Raw genomic sequence first — 25618 nt, forward strand, 5'->3', positions numbered from 1 at the left:
CCTTGACGGTAAATTGTAATCCTGTGCTGTCTGCCATGAAGCGCTCCTTAACCTGCCTGTCCGCTGCCTGAACCAATCACCACGCCGCCGCAGCCGACGGCGGTACCGGTCACGGCGATGGGCTTGCCGTTAACCAGCACAGAGCCGACGCCGCCCGAGATGCTGCGCGGATGGGGTGGGTTGTTGGGTTTGTCGTGAGGGGCCAGCGGATCACCCTGGCGGGCCACCGGCTTGCCATCGAGGAACACATCCGGGCTGGCGGCAATCACGGGGGATGGGTGGAAACCATCGTGGTCGGTGCCGATGTCACCGAGCAATGCAATAGAAGGACACATCTGGATTCTCCGTGGGGCAACCATGGTGCAAACGCAGCCTGGTGCAGAGACAGTTGGAACGGCGACCCAGCAGCCTCCATGCCATGGCAAAGTCGCCCACAATCACATTAAAAATCAGCCAATTACGATTCAAGCGCGCGGCATCAGACCAATCTGCTGCAATCCATTGCGCAAGACAGGGCAAGTTTCCCGGCAAACCTTGCCTTGCCAGTCAAACCCACCACACCTTGCGCAATTTTTTGCTCAGGGCGGCATTTTCAGCTACCAAAAACGCCCTGTTGCAGCTGATAGAGGCGGATATTGAGCGCTTTCAGATCATTTTCCAGGCTTTTGAGCTCGGCAGCCGTAATGGGCTCCTGGGAGGCTTTTCTCGCCTCCAGTTCACCGAGACGCAGACTGAACGGGATGTTCTGCATCAGGTTCTTCTGCACTTCGTAGAGCTGGGACTTGAGGTAGGAGATGGTCACCGTCTTGCGCTGGCGCTCCAGCTCCAGCAGCTGATCGAGCAGGGCATCCACCCCGGCGCGGGCATCCAGGTAGGTGGGCACGCTGATGACATCCCCCTGCTGGCCGCCAAGCTGCGTCTGCCACTGCTTGTCCAGCGCCTTGACCGCCAACGAGTCGGGATAGAGCATCGAGAGCGAGTTGCGCAGCCCCTCGCCGTAGCGATACCAGTAGAGCGGCGACGTCTGCTCAAGCCGGGTCAACTGGTTCTGGTAGCGGGCCACCAGATCGCTCTCCATGTTCTGCAGGGTCTGCTCCCCCAGCACGATGCGGGCCTGGCGAATGTCGTCATAGCTGAGTGCTCGGGGCAGCTCGGCGGCCGGCTGCACCAGACGCTGGGCCGCCACGGTCTTCTCCTGCTGATGTTGCTGCCAGCCCAGCCACCCCATCACCGGCAGGGCGCAGCTGAGCAGGCCGCAGCCAAACCAGAACCAGGCGGGGCGCTGCCGGCGGTGCTGCTCAATCTTCAGCACGGTGGGCTTGACCTGCCCCTTCTCGCGCCCCACCAGAATGCTGCCCTGGGGCAGGTGCGGGGTCGATGCCGAGACCGTGCCGCCGTGATCACTCTCCATGTCGGACTTGAAGAACACCATGGGCGGGATCTGCAGATCCTCCTTGAGGCCCGGCTCGTCGGAGACGATGACGATCTCGGTCTCATCGAACAGGTGGGTATACCCCTCGATGAAGTGCACCAGATTCTCGACCCGGGGAATGCGGCTCAGATCCGCGTTGTGCAACTTCTCGCTGATGAGCTGCAGCGCCCGCTCGCAGCGATAGATCAGCCGCTTGTCCTCGTGGCTGATCTGATACTGGCGAATGACGTCGCTGATGCGGGCAATGAACCAGTCGAGCATCTCGATGCGGGCCCGCTCCTGATGCACCGGTGGCCAGAAGCTCTCCCACTGGGTGACGATGAGATTGGCGAGAAACTCGCATCCTTCGGTAAAACCACTCAGCCCCTGCAGGCGCGAACGCGCCAGGGTGAAGTAGATGGCGGTCTGCAGATCCACCCCGTGTTTTTCGAAGATAAGGCTGGCAAGCTGATGGATCCGCTGCCAGTCCACTTCAGGCCGCGAAGCGTGGCTGAGCTTGTTGATCTCGGCCCGCAGCGCCTCGTACTCCGGCAACATCCTGGGGTCGCGCCCCACTTTCAGGGCCTGCTGACCTTGCTGATTCTGTGACATATGAACTTCCAACGCAGAAAGGGGGCACAGCGTGCCCCCGACGCGATCAATAGAGGGATTCGGGCAGTCTGAACTGGCTGAACAGGCCGCCGGTGAAGGGGTTTTGTGCGCTGTCGGTGTAGACGCGATAGGTCATTGCCCCCTGATCCACCGGGAAGCGCACATCGAAAGTGGCGTCATTGACCTGGGTCAGCTCCCCCTTGTCCATCAGGCGGAACATGGCCCAGGGGCCGACGAAGCCTTCGCTGCGCGGTGAACGCTCGCGGGCGGCCGGTACCAGGGTGATCTTGCTCTCAGCCCCGTCGCGCATGGTGTTGGGCCACACCAGCGGGATCTTGGTACGGCGGCCATGGGCGTATTCCAGCAACTGGCCGTCCAGGTTCAGCACACTGCGCCGCTTGTTGGCGGTGAGCTCGATGGGCTCAAGGGCGAACTGCACCTCCAGGTTGCCCTGCTGGCTGAAGAAGATCTGACGGATGCGGGCTGCACGGTCCAGCTGCTTGACCAGCTCGGCCTGGATGGGCGAGCTGAACTCCCCTTCCATCAGGCCGCTCTCCACCATGGGTTTGAGGTTGACCTGATAGAAGCTGTCCAGCGTCCCGTTGGGTGCGAAGAAGCGCTCCATCTCCGAGAGGGGCACGTCCTTGTTCGAGCTCGGATCAAACGGATAACGGCCGGCCAGCTGGCTGTTGAAGGGGGCCAGCACCTTGTCCTGCCACTCCTGATTGAGGGAGGACATGGCAAGATCGATCACCAGTCGCGAGCTCTGCTCGGAGAGCTGACCCACCCAGCGATCGAGCGGGGCCGGCAGGCTGCGGGCATATTGCTGCAGGGCGAACACCGGATCGGCGTACTTGTTGGTCATGCGCAGCTGCACCGCTTTCAAGGCGGACTGACCCGGCTCGGTGGCGTTGACAATGAGCTCCAGGTAGTGCTGCAGCTCCACCAGCTTCTGGTTGACCTCGGAGATGAGCGGCCCCTGCTCGCCGCGACCGCTGAGCGCCGCGTTGGTGGCCATGAAGGGACGACCGATGCGGGCACTGATGGCCTGGGCCGGGTCCCCTTCCACATCGGAGATCTTGCGAATGCGGGTGTTGTCATCCAGCGAGGCCAGTACCCGCTGGAACGGCTGATCGTTGCCGGTGATGGCAGCGAGCACGTCCAGCGCCTGCTCCGGGCTCTCCAGGGTCTGCACGTCCAGATTGGTCAGCAGTTTTTGCCACTGGTTGACGTAATCGGTGACGTAACGGTCGTTGACCTGACGGGTGATCTCCTTGCGATCGGCCTCGCTCAGCTGACTCAGCTTGCGCTGGCCCAGCACCCAGGCATCCATCGCAGTGAGATCGATGAGCGCCTTGTCTTGTTTCAGGAAGAAATCGTTGAAACCGGGCCAGGTGAGCAGCCGCGGCACCTGGCCGGCGTTGTCGCTGCGCAGGGCAAACACGGTGTCGAAGGTGGGGCCCACCTCGTCACGGACGTTGAGATCCGGCGGCAATACATCACCCGCCTTCACCACCAGATTCTGGTAGACCCGCTGATACATGGGCAGCTTGCCGAGCTCGCGCTGGGCACCGTAGACCGGCTCCTTGAACGGCACGAAGGCGGTGATGGCGGCCTGATCCCGCTCAGCCCTGGCGCCATACCAGTTGGTGTGGTCGAGGGCATAGTCCAGGTGCCCCATCAGTTGCTCCTGCACCGCCCCCTGCCCCGGGAAGGCCTTCTGCCAGCGGCTCGCCATGTACTGCGCCACCAGCTCCTTGTTGCGACCGGAGGCGTCATCCAGCATCCGCATCACCCGCAGGATGACGAGCTTCTCCTCGCTGCCGGCAGGCGCCTGGTTGAGATCCTCAAGCAATCCCTGCATCTGGGCCGGCAGGAAGCGCAGGCTCAACAGTTGCAGGTAGGATCCTTCCACATAAGGACCAATCTCGTCCCCCTGATAGAGGCCGAGGTCCGCCACCAGCGGCATCCGCTCGCGGTAATTGCCAAAGGAGAGGGTCGCCTCGCGAATGAGGTTCAGGCGCGGCAGCTGGCTCACCCCAAAGGCGTGGGCATCGGCCACCTCGTTGGTCTCCATGAAGGCCTGGGCCTTGGTCAGTACGTTGCGACCCGCCTCCTCGTTGACCCGATAGAAGTAGTGCCAGCCACCGATGAGGGCGGCCGAGAAGAGCGACAGACAGCTGAGGCCGATGGCCATGCGGCGCCGGCGATAGAGAGTGTGCAGCCGGTTTTCGCCGGCAAGATGGGCCTCCGGGAAGATGATGGAAGAGAAGAGCTGGCGCACGAAATAGGTGTTGGACTCCCCGCGCAGGGCCGAGTGGATGGGCTCTGGCAGGTTGTAGCGGCGGGAGGCCGCCTGGGCAAACGCATCGAACGGTACCCCTTGCTGATAGACGGAGCTGACATAGACCCCGCGCACCAGCAGCGGCTTGCTCTCCTCGATGGCCAGGGTCTCGGCCAGCAGGCTGGTCACGTAATCCTTGAGGCCCGCCAGCTGGCGCACGAACGAGAACAGCGCGTTGCGCTGGGCGGCATCGAGCCGGCTCAGCATCAGTTCGGGCAGATTCTGGTTGAGGTTGTCCACCCACTGATCCCAGAACAGGGCCAGATCCTGCTGCCAGTCGGCGCCAGGCTTGAAGGTCACCCCCAGCACGGCCTCGCGGGCCTCCTTCTCGAGCTGCTGGTAGATCACCTCAAAGCCGCGCAGCAGATCGAGCTTGGTAAAGGTGACATAGAGCGGCAACCGGGTATTCATGGTGGCCGACACCTCCTGCAGGCGCGAGCGCATCAGCTGGGCATAGGCCTTGCGTTCGGCCACGCTGGCGTGGGAGAGCCAGGCCAGATCCACGGTCAGCACCAGGCCGTTGAGGGGCTGGCGACGGCGGTGTTCATTGAGCCAGCCGAGCAGGTGCAGCCAGAGCCGCTCATGCTTGCGGGCCTGCGGATCCAGTTCGGCTTCGCTCTGGGAGAGCAGCACCCCGGCGGGATCCAGCATCACCGCCTGTTCCCCCAGCCAGCAATCCACCAGCTGATCCTGCGCTACGTCGCGCAGCTCGGTATCGAGCCTCGGGTTGAGCTTGTTGGCCGGGTTGGCGCGGTGAATGAGGCTGCTCTTGCCGCTGCCGGGCAGGCCCAGCACCAGATACCAGGGCATGGCGTAGAGCGCCCCCTTGCCCAGATGAGTATTCAACGCCTGCAGCCAGCGATCGAGGAACAGCGCCTGCCTGTCGATGAGCCCCTTGACCGGATCCTGCTCCAGCACCACCTCGTGCTGACGCTCGGCCTTGAGCTGCTGCATCTTGCGCCACACTCGCCAGGAGACCACTCCCAGCAGCAACCAGAGCCAGAGCAGGGTGAACACCACCCGCCCCCACAGCGGCTCGAACGGCTTGGCGCCGCGCACCTCGAGACGAGGCCCCAGCCACCACACCAGAATGAGAGCCAGCACCCAGAGCACAGCACCGAGCAGGGGCCAGGAGGGTTTCAATTTCGGCAGCTGTTGCCGCAGAAAAGTAAAAATGGTTTTGAACATAAAATGTGATCCAACTCCGACTCAATGACTCATTTCGGCACTCATTTCGACAACGGCGCCGCCAGGCTCTCCAGGCGGTTGACCAGCCCGGGCTCCCAGTGCGACAACCCGAGGCGACTGGCCTCTTGCCACAAGTGTTGATAGTGCTGGCGCGCAAGCGCCTCCATGCCTTCCTGCGCCAACAGCTCCGCCTGCACCAGCAAGGCGTGGAAGCGATCTCTTGGCTCTTTCAACTGCGCAATCCGCTCATCGAGCAGGGCAAGCGCCGCCGCAACCCCCTGCTCGCTGTGGCGCTGGGCGACCTCCTCGGCCAGCCCCGCCTCGCCACTGCCGGCACTGCCGCCCTTGGCCGAGTGCAGCCAGCGGCTGCACTCGGGGGAGAGAAACGGCGAGCCGTCGCTGAAGGCAAGCTCCCGCAGGGCCGGCAGGCGCTGCAGAAAAGCGCCGAGCTCCTCGGCGATCGCCTGGGCCACCGCCCCGAAGCCGAGTTTCTGAGCCACCTCGGCCGAGAGCCTGTGCCCCTCGAACCAGTAAGGCGCCAGGGTCAGGCTCTGCTCGATACGCTGCCAGAGCCCCTGATCAGGGGCGTTCATGGCGGCGCGGTACTCGTCCACCATGTCCGCCGACATGGGCGCCAGCGGGGTTTTATTGCCCGCCCCGCTCATGGGAACCGCCGTGATCCCGGCCCAGACGGCGTGACGGCGCAGCCGATAACCCACTGCCGCCTCCGGCTGGCGCTCGATCAGGAGCTCCGCCACCTTGAGCTGGGTCTGGCGCCAGGCACGATCGTTGGAACTGTCGACGTCGACGCCGGCACTGCCGCCACCGCCGCTGAGTACCATGGCGCCGCTGGCACTCGGCCCAGCCGATGCCGGGGTGCCCACTGCCGCCGCGCCGCTGCTCTGAGGCTGCCCAGCAGCATCAGCCTGCGCCTGTGCCACCTGCTGGCGCTGGGCCCGCTTCAGCCCCATCACCAACGGGTCGAGCAGCTCCCCCTTGTCGGGACACTGCGCCAGCCAGACCCGCTCCAGCTGCTCGGCCTGAGCCAGCAGCTGGGCCAGCTCGGCCGCCGAGGCGCTCTCGCAAATGCGCGGCAGGGCCCCTTCGAAGCGCTTGACGATCTGTACCATCAGCCGCTGTTTCTGGCTGGCATTGCCGGGCCAGGCTAGCAACCAGTAGGCCTGGATCCAGGCCTCCAGCAGGCTGATCGCAGCCCCCAGCGGGGTCGCCTTGGCCGGGTGCTGCAGGCAGCGCAGCAGCTGGGCCAGCACCCGCATGTCCTTGGTGCGGCTCTCCAGCAAGCCGAGGCAGGCCTCGGCCACCGCATTGAGATCCACCTGGCTGTGAGCGAGGGATCCCAGCTTGACCAGCTCGGTCTCCACGTAGTCCCAACGCGGTTCGTCGGCCAGCACGGCGCCTCTTATCTGATCATCCGGCAGGCTGGTGAGCAGGCGTGCACACCAGGGGTGTTGATAGCTCATCGTCCCTCCTACCAGCGGCACTGCTGACGCAGCGGTGCCAGCGCCTCTTTCAGGCCGCTCAAGTCAACCCGCAAGAGGGCGCCGTTGTCGGCCCGCACCTGCAGCTCGCGATGGCCCAGCCAGCGCTTGAGCTCCTCGATGGCGGGCAGACCGCGGCCATATTCCAGCAACAGACCCTGATCCCGGATAAACCAGCTCTGGGAGCCGGCACTCGGCTGACCATCCAGCTCGACCTGCACTTTCTCGCCACTCCAGGGCTGATCCAGCCGCAGCCGGATATGGGTGATGCTGTCGACGCAGCCGATGGCCAGGGTCGCCCCGCGCAGTGCCGGGCGGGTGAGGGTTTCACGGCCGCGCGTTTCATCGCTTTGCAAGAGGAAGGGGGCGCTCGCTGGCGTGCGGGCCTGCTCCTGAGCCCAGATGGCCTGCCAGGCCGCCGACTTGGGTGCAGTTCCCTCGGCGACACTGGCCGCGCCATTGCCGATGGCGTCGTAGCAGGCGAGCCGCACCAGCGGTGAGGGTTCCTGCCGGCAGACCTGCCAGCGCGCCATGTCCAGCGGGACCTCGGCCGCACTGGTGGCCAGCAGCAGCGGTAACAAGCCGAGGATGCTCATCAGTTCACCTCCAGTTTCTGGCACTTGTGATCCAGGGTGCGCTTGGGAATGTTGAGACTCTCGGCCACCAGCATCCGATTGCCCTGGAAGTGGCGCAGCCGCGCCTCGATGACGGAAGCCTCATACTGCTGCATGGCCCGGCGCAGATCGCGGATGTGGTTGTAATCGTCCATGGTGCTGGGCAACTCGACGCAGACCCGCTCGCGCAGCTCCGGCGGCAGCGCCTCCAGCACCACCTCTTCCCCGTGACGGGTATGGGCACAGGCCACCTCCAGCAGGTTGCGCAGCTCGCGCACGTTGCCGGGAAAGTCATAGGTCTGCAGCTGTTTCAAGAACTTGCGCTGTAAGCCGGCGAGCGTCTTGCCATCCTGGGCGGCAAACTGGGCCATGAAGTGCTGACAGAGCAGCGGCACGTCATCCATGTGCTCGCGCAGGGGGGCGATCAGCAGCAGGCACTGACAGAGGCGGTGATAGAGGTCCGCCCGAAACTGCCCCTCCTCCACATGACGGGTGAGCGGCTGATGGGTAGCGGCGATAAGGCGAAAATCGGAGTGATACTCCTGCTCGGCCCCAAGCGGCCGGTAACTGCGGGTTTCCAGCACCCGCAGCAGCTTGGCCTGCATGGCGGCGGGCATGTCCCCCACCTCGTCCAGAAACAGGGTGCCGCCGTTGGCCTGAGCCACCAGCCCGGTCTTGTTGGCAAGGGCGCCGGAGAAGGCCCCCTTCTGGTAACCGAACAGCTCGCTCTCGATGAGGTTCTCCGGGATGGCGGCGCAGTTGATGGCCACAAAGGGCTTGTTGGCGCGATCGGAGCACTGGTGCACCAGCCGTGCCACCACCTCCTTGCCGCTGCCGGTCTCCCCCTGGATCAGCACGGTCAGCTTGTGTTGGCCGGCTTGGCTTATCTGCTCGCGCAGCCCGCGGATCACCGCCGACTGGCCGACCAGCTGATCGCCGAGCAGCTTCTCGTGTTGACGCAGCCGCTCCCCCTCCCCCTTTATCTGGCGCAGGGAGTCGCGCAGTACCCCCTGATCCCGCCGGCTGCGACCGAGATCGCGAATGAGGGTGAGCTGGTTGCAAAAGACCTGGGAGAGCTGGGCCAGCTCGGGGCCGTCGGCCCAGGCCCGCAGCACCTCCCCTTCATCCATCAGAGCCAGGACGGCAAACGGCTTGCCATTGCCATCCAGCAGCGGATACGCGTGCAGCCCGCACTGCTGGCCAAGGTTGGCCAGCAGTGCGCGAAAACCGGCGTGCTCGATGCGAGCACCGCCGTAGAGGGAGTCCCAGGTGCGGGACTGGGCCTTGTGCAGCACATAGGCAAGGGGGTGGGAAAAATCGTCCACCGCCAGCCCCAGCGCCACTTCCTTCCCCCTGACCCAGCCTTGGCACTCCAGCTGACGGCCGCTCACATCCAGCATGCCGAGCAGCAGCCCCTTGGGCTGGAAGCTGGCATGAACGGTCGAGCTCCACCAGTGGCACAGGTGCGGCTCATCGCGCTGAGCGGTGAGGGCCAGGGCAAATGCGAGGGCTTGCTCCATACTCAAGCCCCCACCTCGGCCACGAACTGGTGATCGGCCACGGAAAAGTGGACGCGCTTGATGGGTTCACCGGCAGAGAGGCGTTGCAGCAGTTGCAGGGAGACCGGCGGCAGCAGGGCGCCGTCGATGACGGATTCGAGCATACGGGCACCGTTCTCGCTGCGATTGGCCCGCAGCAGGATCTCCTCGGCCACTTCGTCGTCCAGCACCACTTCGGCGCCGAAGCGCTCCTTGAGCAGCTTGACCAGCCGGTTGAGCTTGCCGCCCACGATCTGCACCAGGGTATCGTGGCCGAGCGGCAGATAAGGGATCACCTCCATGCGCGCCAGCAGGGCCGGCTTGAAGAAGGCGGCGAGCTCCGGATAGAGGGCATCCAGCAGCACGTCGGGCTGCTCGGCATGGTCGACGATGGTCTGGAAACCGAGGTTGGAGGTGAGGAAGAAGACCACGTTCTTGCAGTCGATGATGCGCCCTTCCCCATCCGCCAGCTCGCCCTTGTCGAACGCCTGATAGAAGAGGTTGAGCACATCCGGGTGCGCTTTTTCCACTTCATCCAGCAGCACCACCGAGTAGGGCTTCTGGCGAATGGCTTCTGTCAGCACGCCCCCCTCGCCGAAACCGACGTAGCCGGGCGGCGAGCCGATCAGGCGGGAGACGGTGTGCTTCTCCTGATACTCGGACATGTTGATGGTGGTCAGGTACTGGCGACCACCGAACATCAGCTCGGCAATCTGCAGCACGGTTTCGGTCTTGCCGACCCCGCTCGGTCCCACCAGCAGGAAGGCCCCCAGCGGACGGCCGGGACGACGCAGGTCAGCGCGGGCGGTGAGCAGGTGCTTGTGCAGGTGGGCCACCGCCACATCCTGCCCCTTGATGAGCTCGCCAAGGTACTCCGGCAGACGGGTCACCACATCCAGCTCCCCTTGCGAGATGCGATTGAGCGGCACCCCGGTCCACTCGGCGATGACGGCGGCAATCTGGGTCTTGTCGACGTGAGCGGAGACCAGCACTTCCCCCTGCTGCAGCTCGGCCAGCTCGCGCTCGAGGGTGGCCAGCTGCTCAGCAGCGGCTTGCGGATCGAGCGGCGCATCCGCGAGATCCAGTGCCTCTCTGGCCAGCATCTCATCCTGCTGATCGGCCAGCAGGGCTGCGCGCAGCTCGACAATCTGGTGCACCAGCCCCTGCTGTTGTTGCCACCGGGCCTCCTGCTCGGCCAGCTCTTCACGGCAAGCTTGCTGGGCCGCCTGCAACTCGGCCAGGCGTTCTGCGTTGTCACCAAGACCTATCAGGCTCTGGCGCTCCAGCTGGCGGATCTCCAGCTCACGCTGGCGCAGCGAGTTTTGCAGGTGGCTGACCGCGCGCGGCGGTGTGGTGAGGTTGATGGCCACCCGGGCACAGGCGGTATCGAGCACGTCAATGGCCTTGTCCGGCAGCTGGCGGCCGGAGATGTAACGGGCTGAGAGCTGGGCGGCGGCCTGCAGCGCCTCCTCGTCGATCAGCACCCCATGGGCCTTCTCGTAGATGCTGCGCAGGCCGCGCAGGATCACGGTGGCCTCGTCGGCATCGGGCTCACCGACCTTCACCAGCTGGAAGCGGCGCGACAGGGCCGCGTCTTTTTCCACGTATTTCTTGTACTCGCCCCAGGTGGTAGCGGCGATGGTGCGCAGCTCGCCCCGGGCCAGCGCCGGCTTGATGAGGTTGGAAACATCCAGTCCGCCGGCCTGGTTGCCGGCCCCGATCAGGGTGTGCGCCTCGTCGATGAACAGGATGACCGGTTGCACGGCGTCCTTGACCTCCTGCATCACCCCCTTGAAGCGCTTCTCGAACTCCCCCTTGACCGAGGCGCCGGCCTGCATGGCGCCGAGATCCAGGGTCATCAGCTCGACCCCGCGCAGCTTCTCGGGCACCTGACCCGCCACCATACGCAGAGCCAGCCCCTCGATGAGGGCACTTTTACCGACACCGGCTTCACCCACCACGATGGGGTTGTTCTTGCGACGACGGGAGAGGATGTCGATCATCAGGTCGATTTCGTGATCCCGGCAGAGCACGGGATCCAGGCTGCCCTGGCGGGCCTGTTCGGTCACATTGACGGTAAAGCGGGCCAGCAGGCTGGCATCGGCCGGCAGGGCGGCCTGGGCCGTCTTGCCGCCGGGGGCTGTGGTCACTTGCGTCTCGGCAGACTCCTTGACCCACTCATCGAACTGCTGGCGCAGCAGCTCGCGATTGACCTTGGCGAGCATGCGGGTCACCGAACCCGGCAGGTAACGCTGGGGGGTCATCAGCAGCACCAGCAGCATGACACCGCTGCGCAGCTGGGCATGTTGCAACTCGGCGGAGGCGAGCAGCCAGCTGTCTTGCAGCCACTCCACCAGCATGGGCGAAAAGGAGGGGTAACCCTGGCCATAACCATTGTCAGCCGGCGAGGGTTGCAGCAGGGCCTTCAGCTCTTCAACGTCGACCTCGGCCACCTTCAGGATCTGGCGCACGTCGCTCAACGGGGTCTCCAGCATCTTGAGCAGCAGGTGCTCGATGCGGATCTCGGCTCCCTGGTGATTGACACAGAGGGCCGCGGCCTCCTCCAGCATGTGACGGCAGATGGGGTTGAGTCTTTCCACCAGTACCGGTAGCTCTATACGAATCAAGGCGTGCTCTCCTTAGTATTTTATTTTAATAATTCGCCCAGTTGACGCAGAACGTCCTGGGTCTGGTTATTGAGTTGGTGGTGATAGAGGCCGAAGATCAGCGCCAGGATCAGCGCCCCGCCCATGAACAGGCTGCGCAGGGAGACCTGCTTGCGCAGCTGATAGCGGGAGGCCTGCTGGCCCAGATCGAGGTGAAACACGCTGGGCGCCTCGCCACCAGCCTCGGGGGCCAACTGCTTGTGCAGCTGGCGCACGATGCGTTCGAACTCTTCCCGCCCCTGGCTCATCACCTTGTAGCGCCCCTCGAAACCGAGGCAGAGGCACAGGTAGATGAACTCCAGAATGTCGCGGTAGCGCACCGGGTCTTCCTGCAGACGGGCCAGCAGCACGAACACCTTCTCGCCGCCCCAGGTCTCGTTGTGGAAGCGGGCCAGCAGGGAGTGCTGGGACCATTCGCTCTGGCTGCCCCAGTCGCGCCCCATCACAGCCTCGTCGATGAAGGTGCAGAGGATGTAGCGAAACGACAGCACCACCCCGTTCTCGTAACCCTGGGCCATCAGCTCCTGTTCGATGGCCTGGATCTCGGTCACCACCCGCTGGTAGAGCTCGGGCACCTGGTCATAGCGCGACAGCAGGCGCACCCGCTGCACCAGCCCCAGCAAGGGGGTCACCGCGTCGATCATCGGGTTGATGCTCTGGCCGCGCAGGCGGAACCAGTAGTCCGAATCCATGTCCAGCTGCTCGGCATGATCGAACAGCAGGTCGCTGAGTTGCTCGTTCTTGATAATGTCCGTGGTCATCTCTGCTTATTCCTTGGTGCGATCACTGGCTGCGAATGGCCCAGAGCTGCATGTCGAGCTCGGGGAAGTCGCCGGCGATGTGGAAGGCAAGGGTGTTGCCCACCGCCAGCATCTGCCAGGCCGGGCTCTGCCGGTCGAGCTGGAAGTAGCTGTAACCGGCGTGATAGGGCAGCTGGCGCGGCGCCACCGGCAGCGGCAGCAGCGGAATGCCGGGCAGCTGCAGGCTGATGAGCTCGCGGATCTTGTCGCTGGAGGCCACCTTGGTCTGCTGCAGCAACTGCTTGCGCAGCTGCTCCTGCGGCATGCGGGCACGCACCGCCAGCACGAAGTCGGCGCTGGTCATCAGCTCGCTCTCGTTCACCATGGCCACCATGATGCCGTACTGGTGCTTGCGCAGCTGGATGGAGACGGCGCGCGGCGACAGCACTGTACTGAGCGCCTGACGCAGGGCCAGCATCACCGGCTCGAAGCTCACCTGCTGATCGTCGTGGCGATAGGCGGGGAACTCGGGCGGCAGGCGGGACTCGTCGGTAAAGGTCATCAGCTCGCCGCAGAGCTGCACCAGCGCCTCGTGCAACCGCTCGGGGTGCAAGGTGCCAAGGCGCGCCAGATGGGAGAGCTGGGGCTGGGCCCGGTTGAGCAGCTGCAGCATCATGAACTCGGCCACGTCGGCCACCCCCTGCTGACCCGGCGCGGCGATGCGCTGGGAGAGGCTGCGGGCCCGCTCGGCGACCAACCCGGCCGACTCGCCAAGGAAGCGCTTGAGGGTCGGGATGGCGGAGACGCTGATGCTGCAGGGCATGAAGTTGGGATCCAGCACCAGGCCGCCGTCCGGACGCTTGTCCAGAATGCGGGCGATGGCGAGCGACGCGTAGGCGCTGCGGTCTTCCCGCTCCAGCATCAGCCGCAGGCTGACCCGCCCCACTTCGAGGGAGACCACGTCCCCCCCTTCGCTGTGCAAGTCGCGCACGTCGTGGCGATGGGCCTGCAACCGGGTAGCCACCTGGCCGCCCTGATTGACTTCGTTGACGCCGCTCACCGAGAGCGGCAGCGCCAGATAGACCTTCTGGTTGGCCACCGAGGCGTCGGTGACCTCCAGCGGGGTCGGCAGCACATCGTCATTGGGAATGTTGAACACGGTCCCGTCCGGCAGGATGCCGGTGGCCCCCACCAGGGCGATGCGACCAAAACCCAGATAATCCTCGTTGATGGCGAGCGACTGCAAGCCATAGAAATAATCGGACAGCGCGCTCAGGCGTGCGTGCAGCGCGTAATCCGAATGTCTTTGTTGTTGCTGGAAGTGCTGGGGCTTGATGAACAGCCCCTCACGCCAGATAACCCGATTTCGACTCGACATGGTTATTCTTCTTCTTTTTGCAGTTCCACTTCATCCAGGCGCAGGTGCACCAGGATTTGATAAGCCGTTCCCTTGCTCTTGATCTTGATGACCTTGCGCCACTCGGCGCTGTCGGGGTCGGCGTAGCGTGCGATCACCCCGATGTAGCGGGTCTTCTCGTCGAGCTTGATGGGGGGCAGGTATTTGAACTGGCCCGGCAGCAGGGTGTAGTCCTGATGGTCCAGGTAGTTTTTGCCAAGGGCCTTCTCCACGTCCGCAGTCACCTGGTCGTAGTCGGTGGCGAGCAGTTTGGAATCCTCCGCCAGCAGCACCACTTGAAACTCGATGGGCGCCGCCTCCCCGCTCTCGTTGGGGTTGACGTCAGGCTCCGCTAGCAGGCTCAGCCCCAGGGTAGAGGGCTGATCATTGTTGCTGCCCACCTGGATATCCGGGTTCATGGCGACATCGGCCATCTTGCCCATGGTGGTACAACCTGCCAGGGCCAGCAGCGCGGCGCCCAGCATCAGCGCTCGTATCATCAAATCAGTCCCTGTTGCTGACGCACGGCCTGGTCATAGGCCTGGGCATACACCTGGTGGAACAGCTTGTCGAACCCCTGCTGGCGGGCGGAGGTGAGCTCGCGGTAGTAGTGCTGATACATGTCCCAGGCCCAGCCTTCGTCGGCCGTGCCCGGCGCGCCGCTGCGGCGGTATTGTTCGAAACGCCCCAGCAGCGCCTGCGGCGAAAACGCCTGCAAGATGCTGTCGAGCGCCGCGCCGATGGCCTGCTGGTTCGCCACATGGTGGATGCGCACGTTGTGCAGGCTCTCGGCCACCGCGGCCGACGCGCTCAGGTGCACCGGGCTCTTCTGCTCGGCAAACAGCACCGCCAGGGTCTCGTCATAACCAAGGCCAAGGCGCAGCGGGTTATCCTCAATCGGGCGCAAGTGCTTGTCAGCCAGCGCCGCCTGATCGTTTTGCAGCTGGAGCAGCCCCTCCACCATGGCCCGCACCGTCTTGCCCATCTCTTCGAGCATGTCGTGGGCCTGCTGGGTGTCCTGCAATTGCAAGGGTTGACCCAGGCCACGCATCAGCGGGGTCAGGGCTACGTGATCGACGCCGTCCAGCGACAGCTGATAATCGGGATGGTTCTCGATGGCGGGCATATCCAGAAATTCTTGGTTCATGGTGTTCTCGACAGCAGAAAAAGGGGCAAGAGGGGGGACGTCCACATCCGGTTGTGAACGCAGTGAAGCCTGCAGGCGACCGTCCGCCAGCGAGCCATCCATCAACGGATTGGGCGCCCTGCGCTCCTGCTGCAATGCCAGCAAGGGATCGGCCGCCAGGGTGCGCGGATCGTCTGCGGGCGCAACGGGCTCATCGCTGGTCAGCCACTCGTCAAGCTGCTCGGTGGGGCGGTTGCCCAGCACCTGTTGCAGGCTCTGCTCGGGGGTGATGGCCCCCAGATAGGCGCGCAGCCGGAACGGGCCGACCACGAGCTCGTCCCCCTGCTCCAGATGCACCTTGCGGGCCCGCCCGATGGGCGAGGTGGCACCGTTGATATAGGTCTGGCCGCTCAGATCGCACAGGCAGAAGCGACCGTCGTTGAGCTCGATGCGGGCGTGGGCGGGCATGACGGCCCCCAGCCTGTCGCGCAGTTGCCAGTCATCCTGTTCGGAGGCCCCCAGGGTCCCCCCCATCTCGTCGAAGCGGTACTGCACCTGCTGGCTGCCATCGAGCTGTTCGCTGTTGAGCACCACCAGGGAAAGTTGCTGGTTAAAATCGTCCACAGTTACTCCTGCACTGATTCCTGTAGTTAAATTTTCTGCGCTGCTGATCGCTGCACTTATTCCTGCACTTATTCCTGCACACAAATGGTCACAAACGGATCACTCGGCGGCTGGCCGAGAAAGGTACTCCACCCCAGGCGGGCACTCTGCTCTTCCCCCAGCCTCAGTCCCCTCGCCTGCTCCTGGCCGAAACCCAGCCGCAGATCCCAGGCCAGCTGATCGCGCAGGATGAAGGAGACGAAGGTCACCAGGGCGTGAAAGTGCTCCCCGTTCGGCAGAAAGCCGAGAAACTGGCCAAAGCTCAGGTTGTTGATCTTCAACAAAAACTTGCCGGCACAGTCGTTCACCTTGTCACCGATGACAAAATCGCTCCCCAAGGTGGCGCAGGCGCCGCCGAGGCGATTTTGCTGATCCTGATGAATAGGCACCTTGCGCCATTGCCAGGCGCTCACCTGCACGTCGGCCAGATCGAAACAGTGGGCCACCAGACCGGCTACCACCTCGGGTGAGCGGCTGGGGCTGGCCAGCATGCCCGCGTAGGAGAGCATCTTGGCCCGGTTGACCGGCAGGCTCTGGCAGACCGCCTCGTTGCCAAGCCCTACCAGGGCAAACATCAGACGGGAGAAGCCATCCTCGCCGTTGTCCTGAAACCGCACGTGGTAACGATACTTGCGCCAGATCCGGTGCAGCAGGGTCAGCAGACGGTGGTGGAAGAAGTCCAGGAACAGGCCGAGCTTCTGCTCCCCCTGGGCGTACTCCCACGCCAACGAATCGAGGTAATAACCGGGCATCGGCGACTGGCTGCCGTGCAGGCCGAGGAAGGCCACCTCCAGCTCATGACGCCCCTGCCCGTCCCGGCCAATCTGCAGCACGTCGCTGGTGGGGAACCCCAAGGAGGCGGTCGCCTTGAAGCGGATGTTCTCGTCACCGGGGAGGTAATCGAGCCCCCTCTCCTGATCGGCGCCATCGAGCCGGTTGAGCAGCTCAACCAGCTGGAAGAAGTTGAAGCGGGGCGCCTCCCAGGTGGCGTTCACATCAGGGAGTGCTGACCGATCTGGACTGGCCATTGGTAGCGCTCCTTGTTGTCGAGATTGACCACCTCAAGCAGGTGGAAGGCGTTGACGCTGGCATAGAGCGAGAAGAAGTGGGCCAGCACGGTACTGAACAGATAGAGCTCCCCTTCGCTGCCGAAGGCGGACTGGCGGATGGAGAGCACCGACTTGAGCCCCCGCACCGGCATGCCGCGCACCAGCCGGTCCACCGGCTTGGTCTCGATCTCCTCGATCCCCGCCAGCCGCTTGCGCGAGGCCTGCTCCGCCTGCTTGTCGTGCAGCGCCGGAAAATCGTAGGTGCGCAGCACCTGCACCAGGGCATCGCGGCGCAGCAGGGAGACATAGTTGAGCGACAGGTTGGATATCAGCGTCCAGTGCAGACTGCCGTCCAGCGCCGGGCGCAGCGGCCGAGTCGGCCGGATCAGGTTGCGGAAGGTGGCAAACGAGGGCGAGCTGCCGGTCGGCACGCAGACGCTGCCCACCTTGAGGCGGGCGGCGCGGGAGCGGTTGGTGCAGGTGAGCGTCACCGAGATGGATTCATCCAGTTCGACCGTGGTGGTTTCATCCCCACGCACGAACGAGAGGCTGTGTTCGAAACCATCCCCGCTCACCGCCTCCTTGACCCGCACCCGGTAGTAGAGCGCCAGCCGCTGTTTGGCCCGCTCGATCTGGTGCTGAAAGCTCTCGAATGGCTGATAGATGCGCGGCGTACCGCGGGAGCGGCCGAAGTTCCCCTCGACCCAGCCCTCCACCTGATCCACCGAGAAGATCTCGAAGCTGTCGGCATGGCGATAACTTGCCTTGAGGGGATACTCCGCCTGACGGCCATTGAGGTTGACCGGCTCGCTGTCGTGCTGGAACAGGTTGATGGCCGGCACGCAGTTGAGCATGAAGGAGTCGGGACGGATCTTGAGCTCCGCCGGCAGCGGCCGGTCGAAGCAGAAGTGCACCTTGAATTCGCTCACCGGCAACGGCTGCTTGGGCCAGTCGCCACCGGAGAGTTCGAAGAAGAGGAAGCTTTCCGGGAAGCAGAAATACTCCTGCAGGATCCGGTAGCCGGAATAGACGTTGTTCGGGTAGGGCAAGAGCGCATCGCCGCGCTCGAAGCCGACCGGTTTGAGGGCCTTGGCCTCCTGGCGAAAGCGCTTGCCGTCGATCTCCAGCTCGATATGGGAGAGCTGGTTGGAGAGCCAGAAGTAGAGCTCATAGGCGGTGTAGCTGTCACCACCGAGGAAGAAGCGCAGCTTGTCCAGCTGCAACTCGCTAAGCGGCAGAGGGGCATGCAGGGCGATATCCAGCGAGATGGTGGAGAGATCGTTGCCGCTCTGGGCCGCGATATGGCGGATATCGGCCGGATAGACCCAGGTATCGTGACAGGTCTGGAAATGACAGGTCACCTCGTCCAGGGGCTGGCTGTCGAGCTGACAACCTTGCCTGACCAGCGCCGGCTGGGCGATGGCCCCCGGAATGACCGAAAACTGCATGATGGTCATGCTGGGCACGGGACGCAGGTAGTTGGGCCAGAGCATGTTGAGCAGACCGTGGGTCAGCTCGGGAAACTCATCCTCAATCTTGGCGCGCAGGTTGCCCGTGAGGAAGGCGAACCCCTCCAGCAGGCGCTCCACGTCCGGATCGGTGTTCTGCTCCGACAGAAAGCGGGTGAGCTCGGGATAGGCGTCGGCAAATTCGCGCCCTTGCAGGCGCAAAAAAGCCAGTTCATCCCTGAAGTAATGTTCCAGCGACATTGATCAGACCATGCGGTAGTGACGGTGACTGTCCATGTGGACGTTGAACGAGGTAACTTGCTCGAGCTGCTCCAGCCGCACGTGGGCCGTCACCTGAAACGTCATCTCAAGCGGGCTCGCCTGATAGTCGGGTGAACGGACTTCCACATGCACGATCCGCGGCTCATAGCGGCGGATGCATTGCCGGATCGCCTCCCGGATCCGCCCCTTGATGTCGGCACTGCCCTGGGTGGCGTCATTGAGATCGATGACGCCAAGTTCGGGGGCACTGCGACAGTTGCCGGGACGGGTGTTGAGGATCTGATCGAGCTGCCGTTTGACAGAGTCCACCAGTTCATCCACTTCCGAACGGGGGGAGGAGCCAAGCCCCTCCCCCCGGATGCGATCAAACAGACTGGCCGCATTGCCTCTATCCCAGGATGAGAGATGCGGCATCGGGCTTTATTCCTTGTCCAGACGACCTACCAGAGAGAGCTCGAAGCTCGCTCCCATGTACTTGAAGTGCGGGCGCACGGCCATGGCAACCTGATACCAGCCCGGCTCCCCTTCCACGTCCAGCACCTTGATCTGGGCGGCGCGCAAGGGACGACGGCTGCGCACGTCCGCAGGGGGGTTCTCCTGGTCGGCCACGAACTGACGGATCCAGTTGTTGAGTTCCCGTTCCAGATCCTGGCGTTCCTTCCAGGAACCGATCTGCTCGCGCTGCAGCACTTTGATGTAGTGGGCCAGGCGGTTGATGATGAACATGTAGGGCAGCTGGGTACCCAGCTTGTAGTTGGTTTCCGCTTCCTTGCCTTCCTTGGTGTTCGGGAACACCTTGGGCTTTTGCACCGAGTTGGCGGAGAAGAAGGCGGCGTTGTCGCTGTCCTTGCGCATGGTCAGGGTGATGAAGCCCTCTTCCGACAGCTCGTATTCACGACGATCCGTGATGAGCACTTCGGTCGGGATCTTCGCCTGCAACTGACCCATGGCCTCATAGACGTGCACCGGCAGATCGTGAATGGCGCCACCACTCTGCGGACCGATGATGTTCGGGCACCAGCGGTACTTGGCGAAACTGTCGGTCAGGGAGGTGCCCATCAGATAGGCGGTGTTGCCCCACAGGTAATGATCATGGTTCGAGCTGATCTCTTCCTGGTAGTTGAAGCCCTTGATGGGATTCTCGGTCGGATCATAGGGCAGACGCGCCAGGAAGCGCGGTGCAGTCAGACCCAGATAGCGGGCATCTTCCGACTCGCGCAGGGAGCGCCACTTGGTGTAGGCCGGGCCTTCGAATACCGATTTCAGGTCCTTGATGGAGGGCAGATCGGTGAAGCTGTCGACCCCGAAGAAGGCGGGGGCGACGGAAGAGATGAAGGGGGCATGGGCCATGGCCCCCACTGCACTGACATACTGCATCAGCTTGATATCAGGGGAGCTGTGGGTGAAGGCGTAGTCACCAATCACGGCACCGACCGGCTGTCCGCCAAACTGGCCATAACCACTGGAATAGACGTGCTTGTAGAGGCCGGACTGGGTGATTTCAGGAGAAAATTCAAAATCTTCCAGCAGCTCTTCCTTGGTGGCATGCAGCACCTGGATCTTGATGTTCTCGCGAAAATCGGTGCGATCCACCAGGAGCTTCAGGGAGCGCCAGGAGGACTCCAGCTCTTGCAGCTCCTTGGCGTGCAGGATGACGTCCATCTGCTTGCCGAGCTTCTTGTCGAGCTCGACGATCATGCTGTCCACCAGCGCCTTGTTCACCGGCTCTGTGGTGGTGCCGCTGTCCAGAATGTTGGCAATCAGGGCTGCAACGCCCTGCTTGGCGACGCTGTAGCCCTCATCCACCGGGGTGATGCGAGCCTGCGCCATGATTTCGTCCAGCAGGGACGAGGAGGCTGCACTCGCCCCCGCTTGAACCTGTTCTTCGACCAGAGACATAATTTTTCCTTATAAGTCAGTCAATTAATCTGCTGATCACTCGGCAGGCTTAATCAAATCCAGCTCCTTGAGCAATTGCTCGCGAGCGTCGTCACTGGACAGCAGATCCTGCAGACGGTTGCGGAAGGCGGGGATATTGCCAAGCGGCCCCTTCAGGGCAACCAGCGCCTCACGCAGCTCCAGCAGCTTGCGCAACTCGGGCACTTGCTGGGCAACGCTGTCAGGGGTGAAGTCTTCCAGGGACTGGATTTTGATCGACACGGGCAACTCGTCCTGGCTGTTCTCCTCCAGGCGGTTGGGAACCGAAAAATTCAGCTCCAGTGCAGATTCTTTCATGACGGAAGAAAAATTATTCTTGTCGATGGAGACGGTCTGACGCTCCTCGATGGGGGTCTCTTCAGAGCGCCCTTTCATATTTCCAACCACCATCATGGTCAACGGAAGCTCTATTTCCGCCTGTTGGCCACCGGTTGCCGGCACATATTTGATATTGATACGTTCTTTGGGCGCAACAGTGGCGCCATCAATCCCTTTTCCCATGCTCTAGATACCAAGTTGAGGATCCATGAAGACCCAAAAGCTTATAGCCAATGCTTTTGTCGGCAACTGTAAAAAATGACAGTTGACGTGCTCAGGACGAAAATGAACAAAAAAGCACCAGCCAACCACGCCTTTTCGATATATTCCAGGAGAGAGCCTGGATATCCAAAAAGCAGCATTCAGCTTGTTATTCAATACAATCCTATTACGTCTCTACTCTTCGTTAGAGATCATACCTAGCTTAAGAGCCATTTGTAGCGAATGGTATATTTTTGATGATGATAACGTCAACGACAAATATATTTGCACATGTATCAAAATCAAAACAAATGCACAAACACCAATAAAAACAACAAGATATAGTCAAACCATCAAAATGTAAACTTGGACAAAAAGTGTATGAAAGTTGTATTTAGTGAAGAGTTAAATAGGAAAAATCTGATTTTAAATCTTCATGACCTCTCATGATAAGCCATAAACCGCGCTCATTTTCCGAACACAAAAAGAGATTTTTCTGACAACATCCGATGTTATTTTTGTCAAAAAAACCGCCAGGATGTATTATCAAGGCGGTATTGGATGGCGATAATAAGTGGGAAATGGCTTTATCCACTCACTGTTATTTTTATCACTATGTCTCATTCATGTTATGGGAATGACATCATATGCCCTCTGACGTCTGCCCCATTTCACCGTGTTTATCCAGTCTGATGAACCAGTGCTGCGCCAGTTTTTGACCGGCACTTTTTTCTTGTGCCGTCATGCCTTTTTCAAGTTCACGGCTGGCGGCGGTTGCATCAATATTGCCATCCGTTGCGGCCAATAAATACCATGCATAAGCATGCAATCTATTGCGGGGGGCTCCCCATCCCTGCTCACGCATGATGCCCATGCGATATTGTGCTCGCCGATGATTGGCGTTTGCCGCAGCCCGATACTGTTTCATGGCTTCGGTGTAATCAGCCTCACCACCCAGCCCCAGTCGCAGCATCTCGCCGTAGGCATATCGAGCCTCGACATTGCCCTGTGAGGCCGCCAGAGAGAGGCTCTTGCGCGCAGCTTTCAACTCCCCCCGTTCCTGTTGCAGAGTCGCCAGTTCAAGCTGGGCCTGACTCACCCCCCCCGCAGCAGCCAGATTCAGCCAGTGCTCCCGTGCGGTGATATCGCTCTGCTGCAGGCTCAATTGATATTCGGCGTCATGGGAACCATTGCCTGCCGCCAGCTCCAGCCAATAACGGCCAAGCGCCAGGTCCTGGGCAACCAGATCCCCCCTCAGATAGGCCTGCCCCAACCACAGCTGGGCAGGAGCAGCCCCTGCATTGGCGGCGCGCTGATAGAGGCTGAATGCCTCTTCAGAGGGCGCCTTGCTCGCCAGTACCAGCAAAGCGTCCGGCTGTTGCTGGGCTGCGGCTTTCTCATACCAGCGCAGGGCAAGATCGGCGCGTTTTATCACCCCTTTCCCTTGCTCATAGCGAGCGCCAAGCTGGAATTGGGCATCCCGATTCCCTTGTTCGGCGGCTTTCTCCAGCCACTTGACGGCCTCTTCATCGGCCCCCGCCTGACCTGCATACCACTGCCCCAGAACCAGTTGGGCATTTCCATGATCCCGCTTGGCGGCCTGCTCGAACCAGTCGAGACACTCACTGACCAGCTTCCCCTTGTGCCGTTGCCGGCACTCCTGACCCAGTTGATAGCTGGCCTCCGAATTGCCCAACTTGGCGGAGCGCTGCCACCACTGCCTGGCCAGTGCAGGATTTTTGGGCTCTCCCAACCCCGCCTGATACCAGCTTCCCACCTGTAGTGCAGCCTTGCCCCGAATATCGGCATCTGCCGCCAGCGGACCGACTTGATCGGCAACCTGCTTCATCCAGCGCATCGCCTCGGGATAATCCGGCTTCGCCGCCAAACGGTTGGCCAGCTCATATTGCGCCTTGCCCTGGCCTTGCTGGGCAGCTTGGGAGAGTTCAGACTCGGTGAGTCGTGTAGTTGTAGAACATGCAATAAGCAAACTAGCTAATAACATCGATAGTAAAGCTCGATATACCATCTATAACACCCGCAGTTTTAAACAAGAGGATAATAACAGATTTAGTAGAAACACCCAAAATACCAAAAACACATAATAAAAAACACTCAACAATATTCTAGAGAAAATTAAAGGGGTCACAGCAAAATATTTGCCAAGCCTGATTTAGGGTATTCCTTTTTTATCAAAGATGCATAATGTTGATCATGGTAGTCAAAAGTTATACCATCAATATATTCTTTTGAAATACTGTGGCAAGCATGACCTGGTAAAAAAAAGTCATCTTCTATTTTGTATGGATAACAATCCACATCATATATGGAGCAATAGATGTAGCAAGCACTAGCGGTAAATTGAAAGAAATCTTCTTTACTATCTTTATCTAGCGTGCCGATAAACGCATTCATTCCTTTCGTAAGATCTTCTAGTGATAGAATCCCCCGTTCAATATAGGTTAGAAGACGCCCAGTTGAACGATAATGGCCATGCTCTCCCCAATCTCGGTCCATAACCAAGAATCCCTCATTTCCTCTAAAGAAATTCCATGGTTTTGTTTTGAACTCTGATATGAACTCAATTTCATTATATGGCTTCATTATTGCCATCTCATCGTATCATCAAAATAACTAAGCAGCTTTTCGATACACCCATCATGTTTTATGTTTTCCGCACCATGCAATGCGGCTTATTTTTCCCCACCTTTAGTTTTCCCGCCAGGAACCCATTCACCAGAAATTGCCCCTGGTTCATTGCCAGTAGCCACTTTATATTTAAACCGATTATCACCTCATCCTTGCATTATGTATCCCCGGAGGGGAGCTACTCTTTCATTCATCGCCATTTTGCAAGTGGCTCTGAAACAGTTCCATTTTCAATATTAATATCATGTTGCCAAAAACGCTCACCTTTAAATGACGGTTCATGTGCAAGAACAACTCTCACTGTTTTTTCTGCTGAAGCCGATTGGTTTGCTAAGCAATATATGCAACTGCCAGGTTCTTTAAATGAAAAACGGGTAATAAAAAGTAAATCTCCCTCCTTATCAAAAAAACTAATGCTAGAGGCATTTAAAGCCGTCACGCCATCTAACTTTTTATCATAAGCAGCGTCAATATAATCACCTATTACTTTTGTTTTTTTACCATCACAAACCCAAGAAATATCATCATCATTTAAATAAACTCTCATTTTTATTCCTGTGGAAAGACTATGCAAGCTTGTTGCCATCGAGCGACTGCCAGTAGACTGGCCGCCCATGACATCATGCTTGAAATAGCTGAAAACCCAGCTCGTCCTACTCGGTCGTCATCTTGCCGTAGAGGGAAAGAAAACAAATAAAAAGGTCATGGTATTACGTTATCCTAACCTATACATATCCACTTCCTGAATTAATAAAGGTTCAGTCCAGTGACCGACGATAACCATACTATACAAATTTCTCTGATGATTTCCAATTACACCACACTTATTAACCCTATGCCCTGCACATATTAATACGGGCGCTTACTCTAGCAGGGTTAGTTTATCCATATAAATACATTAGTTTATCTACCAAATCTCTTTCCTCGGAACTGAATGGCTTTTTGCTAAATATACTAACATGTTCAAATATCGCTCTAATTGGAATGGGGGTTGAACGTCAGATATTATATCGATGAAACGTTTAGCATCTGGATCTATACCTAAAAGATGATTTTCTATCAATCTTTTTGCATCATCCCTTAATTTATGTCTACCCATATCATTCTCCTGGCAATATATCGACCTTATCCTCCTTTATGTATATCAGTTGATATAACAGTTTCACTTCCCTGTCGGCAGCCTTCCACCTGGGAGAGTCTCAATATTTATTTTGCTCTAACCATAACGATACATAGCTTCATCAAGCATTTCTTTCTCAGCATCAGAGTACTTTGATTGGTCGCATCCTCTCATACTCTCCTTAATCCCCCTGATCGGTATTCTTCTATTTTTATTTTTGAGGATTTCAATTAAATATTCATAGTCAGAAATAAAATCCTCTTTATGATTTTCAATAATAATTATTAATTGCTCTCTAAAGTATTCACCTTCGGTCATAATCATTCCTTTGGTAAAACATCAATTGCATCAGCCTTTACAGATTAAAGCATTTCTTTATTAGGCACTAGTTTTACAATTCCATCCATTCCATACCTGGAGCATTTATCAATAAATACTTCCAAGTCATTACCTCACCAATAAAGCTATTTAACGCGGTAAAAACATAGGTCGTCCCAACATCTATTACCAACTCCCATATCCCCACCACACCCTTTATACTGCTACTCCACGATTGCTTCCTGGCTTTATTATCAATCTTTCATCTACTTTACGGTTGCGGCACATTTCAGCAAACCGAAATGTTTTATCTTCATTTCCCCTATAATCGTTAAATTCACCCTCAGTTTTTTCATAATATTCTTCATAGTCAAACATGCCATTGCTAACCGGTATAGATAAATAATACATCCCTGATTTTTCTATGCCGCCGCATAAGCGGACGCCCTACTCGTGAGCCACGCCAAGTGCTTGATGGCATTCTCTGGATACTTCACA

At 59.9% G+C, this 25618-nt stretch carries 21 protein-coding genes; all 21 read right to left on the reverse strand.

Annotated elements, in window-relative coordinates; translation table 11 throughout:
• Window positions 1-47 precede the first annotated feature (47 nt).
• Window positions 48-335: a type VI secretion system PAAR protein gene (locus BGO64_RS03570; RefSeq protein WP_017411057.1), complete on the reverse strand. Its 288-nt coding sequence runs from the start codon at window positions 333-335 to the stop codon at window positions 48-50.
• Between the two features lie 257 nt (window positions 336-592).
• Window positions 593-2023, reverse strand: a complete 1431-nt coding sequence (locus BGO64_RS03575) for a VasL domain-containing protein (RefSeq protein WP_286700183.1) — start codon at window positions 2021-2023, stop codon at window positions 593-595.
• A 46-nt stretch (window positions 2024-2069) separates the two neighbouring features.
• The gene (gene tssM, locus BGO64_RS03580; RefSeq protein ID WP_286700184.1) at window positions 2070-5555 is read right to left on the reverse strand and encodes a type VI secretion system membrane subunit TssM; all 3486 of its coding nucleotides are present in this window, start codon (window positions 5553-5555) and stop codon (window positions 2070-2072) included.
• A 41-nt stretch (window positions 5556-5596) separates the two neighbouring features.
• A complete protein-coding gene (tssA, locus tag BGO64_RS03585) occupies window positions 5597-7036 on the reverse strand; it encodes a type VI secretion system protein TssA (protein ID WP_286700185.1) in 1440 nt (479 codons plus the stop codon).
• An 8-nt stretch (window positions 7037-7044) separates the two neighbouring features.
• The gene (vasI, locus tag BGO64_RS03590) at window positions 7045-7650 is read right to left on the reverse strand and encodes a type VI secretion system-associated protein VasI (RefSeq protein WP_286700186.1); all 606 of its coding nucleotides are present in this window, start codon (window positions 7648-7650) and stop codon (window positions 7045-7047) included.
• Window positions 7650-9188, reverse strand: a complete 1539-nt coding sequence (gene vasH, locus BGO64_RS03595; protein ID WP_201934486.1) for a sigma-54-dependent transcriptional regulator VasH — start codon at window positions 9186-9188, stop codon at window positions 7650-7652. The genes vasI and vasH overlap by 1 nt, the downstream gene beginning before the upstream one ends.
• A gap of 2 nt (window positions 9189-9190) precedes the next feature.
• On the reverse strand, window positions 9191-11833 hold the full coding sequence (gene tssH / locus BGO64_RS03600) for a type VI secretion system ATPase TssH (RefSeq protein WP_286700187.1): 2643 nt from the start codon (window positions 11831-11833) through the stop codon (window positions 9191-9193).
• Window positions 11834-11853: 20 nt separating this feature from the next.
• Entirely contained in the window at window positions 11854-12633 is a 780-nt protein-coding gene (icmH, locus tag BGO64_RS03605; RefSeq protein ID WP_017764291.1) for a type IVB secretion system protein IcmH/DotU, read from the reverse strand.
• Window positions 12634-12655: 22 nt separating this feature from the next.
• Window positions 12656-13990: a type VI secretion system baseplate subunit TssK gene (tssK, locus tag BGO64_RS03610; RefSeq protein ID WP_029301183.1), complete on the reverse strand. Its 1335-nt coding sequence runs from the start codon at window positions 13988-13990 to the stop codon at window positions 12656-12658.
• 2 nt (window positions 13991-13992) lie between these two features.
• Window positions 13993-14508 carry a type VI secretion system lipoprotein TssJ gene (tssJ, locus tag BGO64_RS03615; protein WP_041215374.1) on the reverse strand — a complete coding sequence of 172 codons (516 nt, stop codon included), beginning with the start codon at window positions 14506-14508 and terminating at the stop codon, window positions 13993-13995.
• On the reverse strand, window positions 14508-15758 hold the full coding sequence (gene tagH, locus BGO64_RS03620) for a type VI secretion system-associated FHA domain protein TagH (RefSeq protein WP_286700188.1): 1251 nt from the start codon (window positions 15756-15758) through the stop codon (window positions 14508-14510). Before tagH ends, tssJ begins: the two co-directional genes overlap by 1 nt.
• A gap of 68 nt (window positions 15759-15826) precedes the next feature.
• Window positions 15827-16825, reverse strand: a complete 999-nt coding sequence (gene tssG, locus BGO64_RS03625) for a type VI secretion system baseplate subunit TssG (protein WP_286700189.1) — start codon at window positions 16823-16825, stop codon at window positions 15827-15829.
• The gene (gene tssF, locus BGO64_RS03630) at window positions 16789-18555 is read right to left on the reverse strand and encodes a type VI secretion system baseplate subunit TssF (RefSeq protein ID WP_286700190.1); all 1767 of its coding nucleotides are present in this window, start codon (window positions 18553-18555) and stop codon (window positions 16789-16791) included. Before tssF ends, tssG begins: the two co-directional genes overlap by 37 nt.
• 3 nt (window positions 18556-18558) lie before the next feature.
• Complete coding sequence (tssE, locus tag BGO64_RS03635) at window positions 18559-18990, reverse strand: type VI secretion system baseplate subunit TssE (RefSeq protein WP_042015698.1); 432 nt, start codon at window positions 18988-18990, stop codon at window positions 18559-18561.
• 6 nt (window positions 18991-18996) lie between these two features.
• The gene (gene tssC / locus BGO64_RS03640; RefSeq protein ID WP_042015701.1) at window positions 18997-20475 is read right to left on the reverse strand and encodes a type VI secretion system contractile sheath large subunit; all 1479 of its coding nucleotides are present in this window, start codon (window positions 20473-20475) and stop codon (window positions 18997-18999) included.
• A gap of 36 nt (window positions 20476-20511) precedes the next feature.
• Window positions 20512-21015 (reverse strand): type VI secretion system contractile sheath small subunit, encoded by a 504-nt coding sequence (gene tssB, locus BGO64_RS03645; protein WP_041215379.1) that lies wholly within the window; start codon window positions 21013-21015, stop codon window positions 20512-20514.
• A 661-nt stretch (window positions 21016-21676) separates the two neighbouring features.
• Window positions 21677-23038 (reverse strand): tetratricopeptide repeat protein, encoded by a 1362-nt coding sequence (locus BGO64_RS03650; protein ID WP_286700191.1) that lies wholly within the window; start codon window positions 23036-23038, stop codon window positions 21677-21679.
• Between the two features lie 140 nt (window positions 23039-23178).
• Entirely contained in the window at window positions 23179-23646 is a 468-nt protein-coding gene (locus tag BGO64_RS03655; protein ID WP_139736901.1) for a hypothetical protein, read from the reverse strand.
• A gap of 226 nt (window positions 23647-23872) precedes the next feature.
• Window positions 23873-24229: a hypothetical protein gene (locus tag BGO64_RS03660; RefSeq protein WP_286700192.1), complete on the reverse strand. Its 357-nt coding sequence runs from the start codon at window positions 24227-24229 to the stop codon at window positions 23873-23875.
• Between the two features lie 669 nt (window positions 24230-24898).
• Window positions 24899-25120 carry a hypothetical protein gene (locus BGO64_RS03665; protein WP_286700193.1) on the reverse strand — a complete coding sequence of 74 codons (222 nt, stop codon included), beginning with the start codon at window positions 25118-25120 and terminating at the stop codon, window positions 24899-24901.
• A 216-nt stretch (window positions 25121-25336) separates the two neighbouring features.
• Window positions 25337-25498 carry a hypothetical protein gene (locus tag BGO64_RS03670; RefSeq protein WP_286700194.1) on the reverse strand — a complete coding sequence of 54 codons (162 nt, stop codon included), beginning with the start codon at window positions 25496-25498 and terminating at the stop codon, window positions 25337-25339.
• Window positions 25499-25618 lie beyond the last annotated feature (120 nt).

This window comes from Aeromonas sp. 62-46, from assembly GCF_001898585.1.
Taxonomy (GTDB): Bacteria; Pseudomonadota; Gammaproteobacteria; order Enterobacterales; family Aeromonadaceae; genus Aeromonas; species Aeromonas caviae.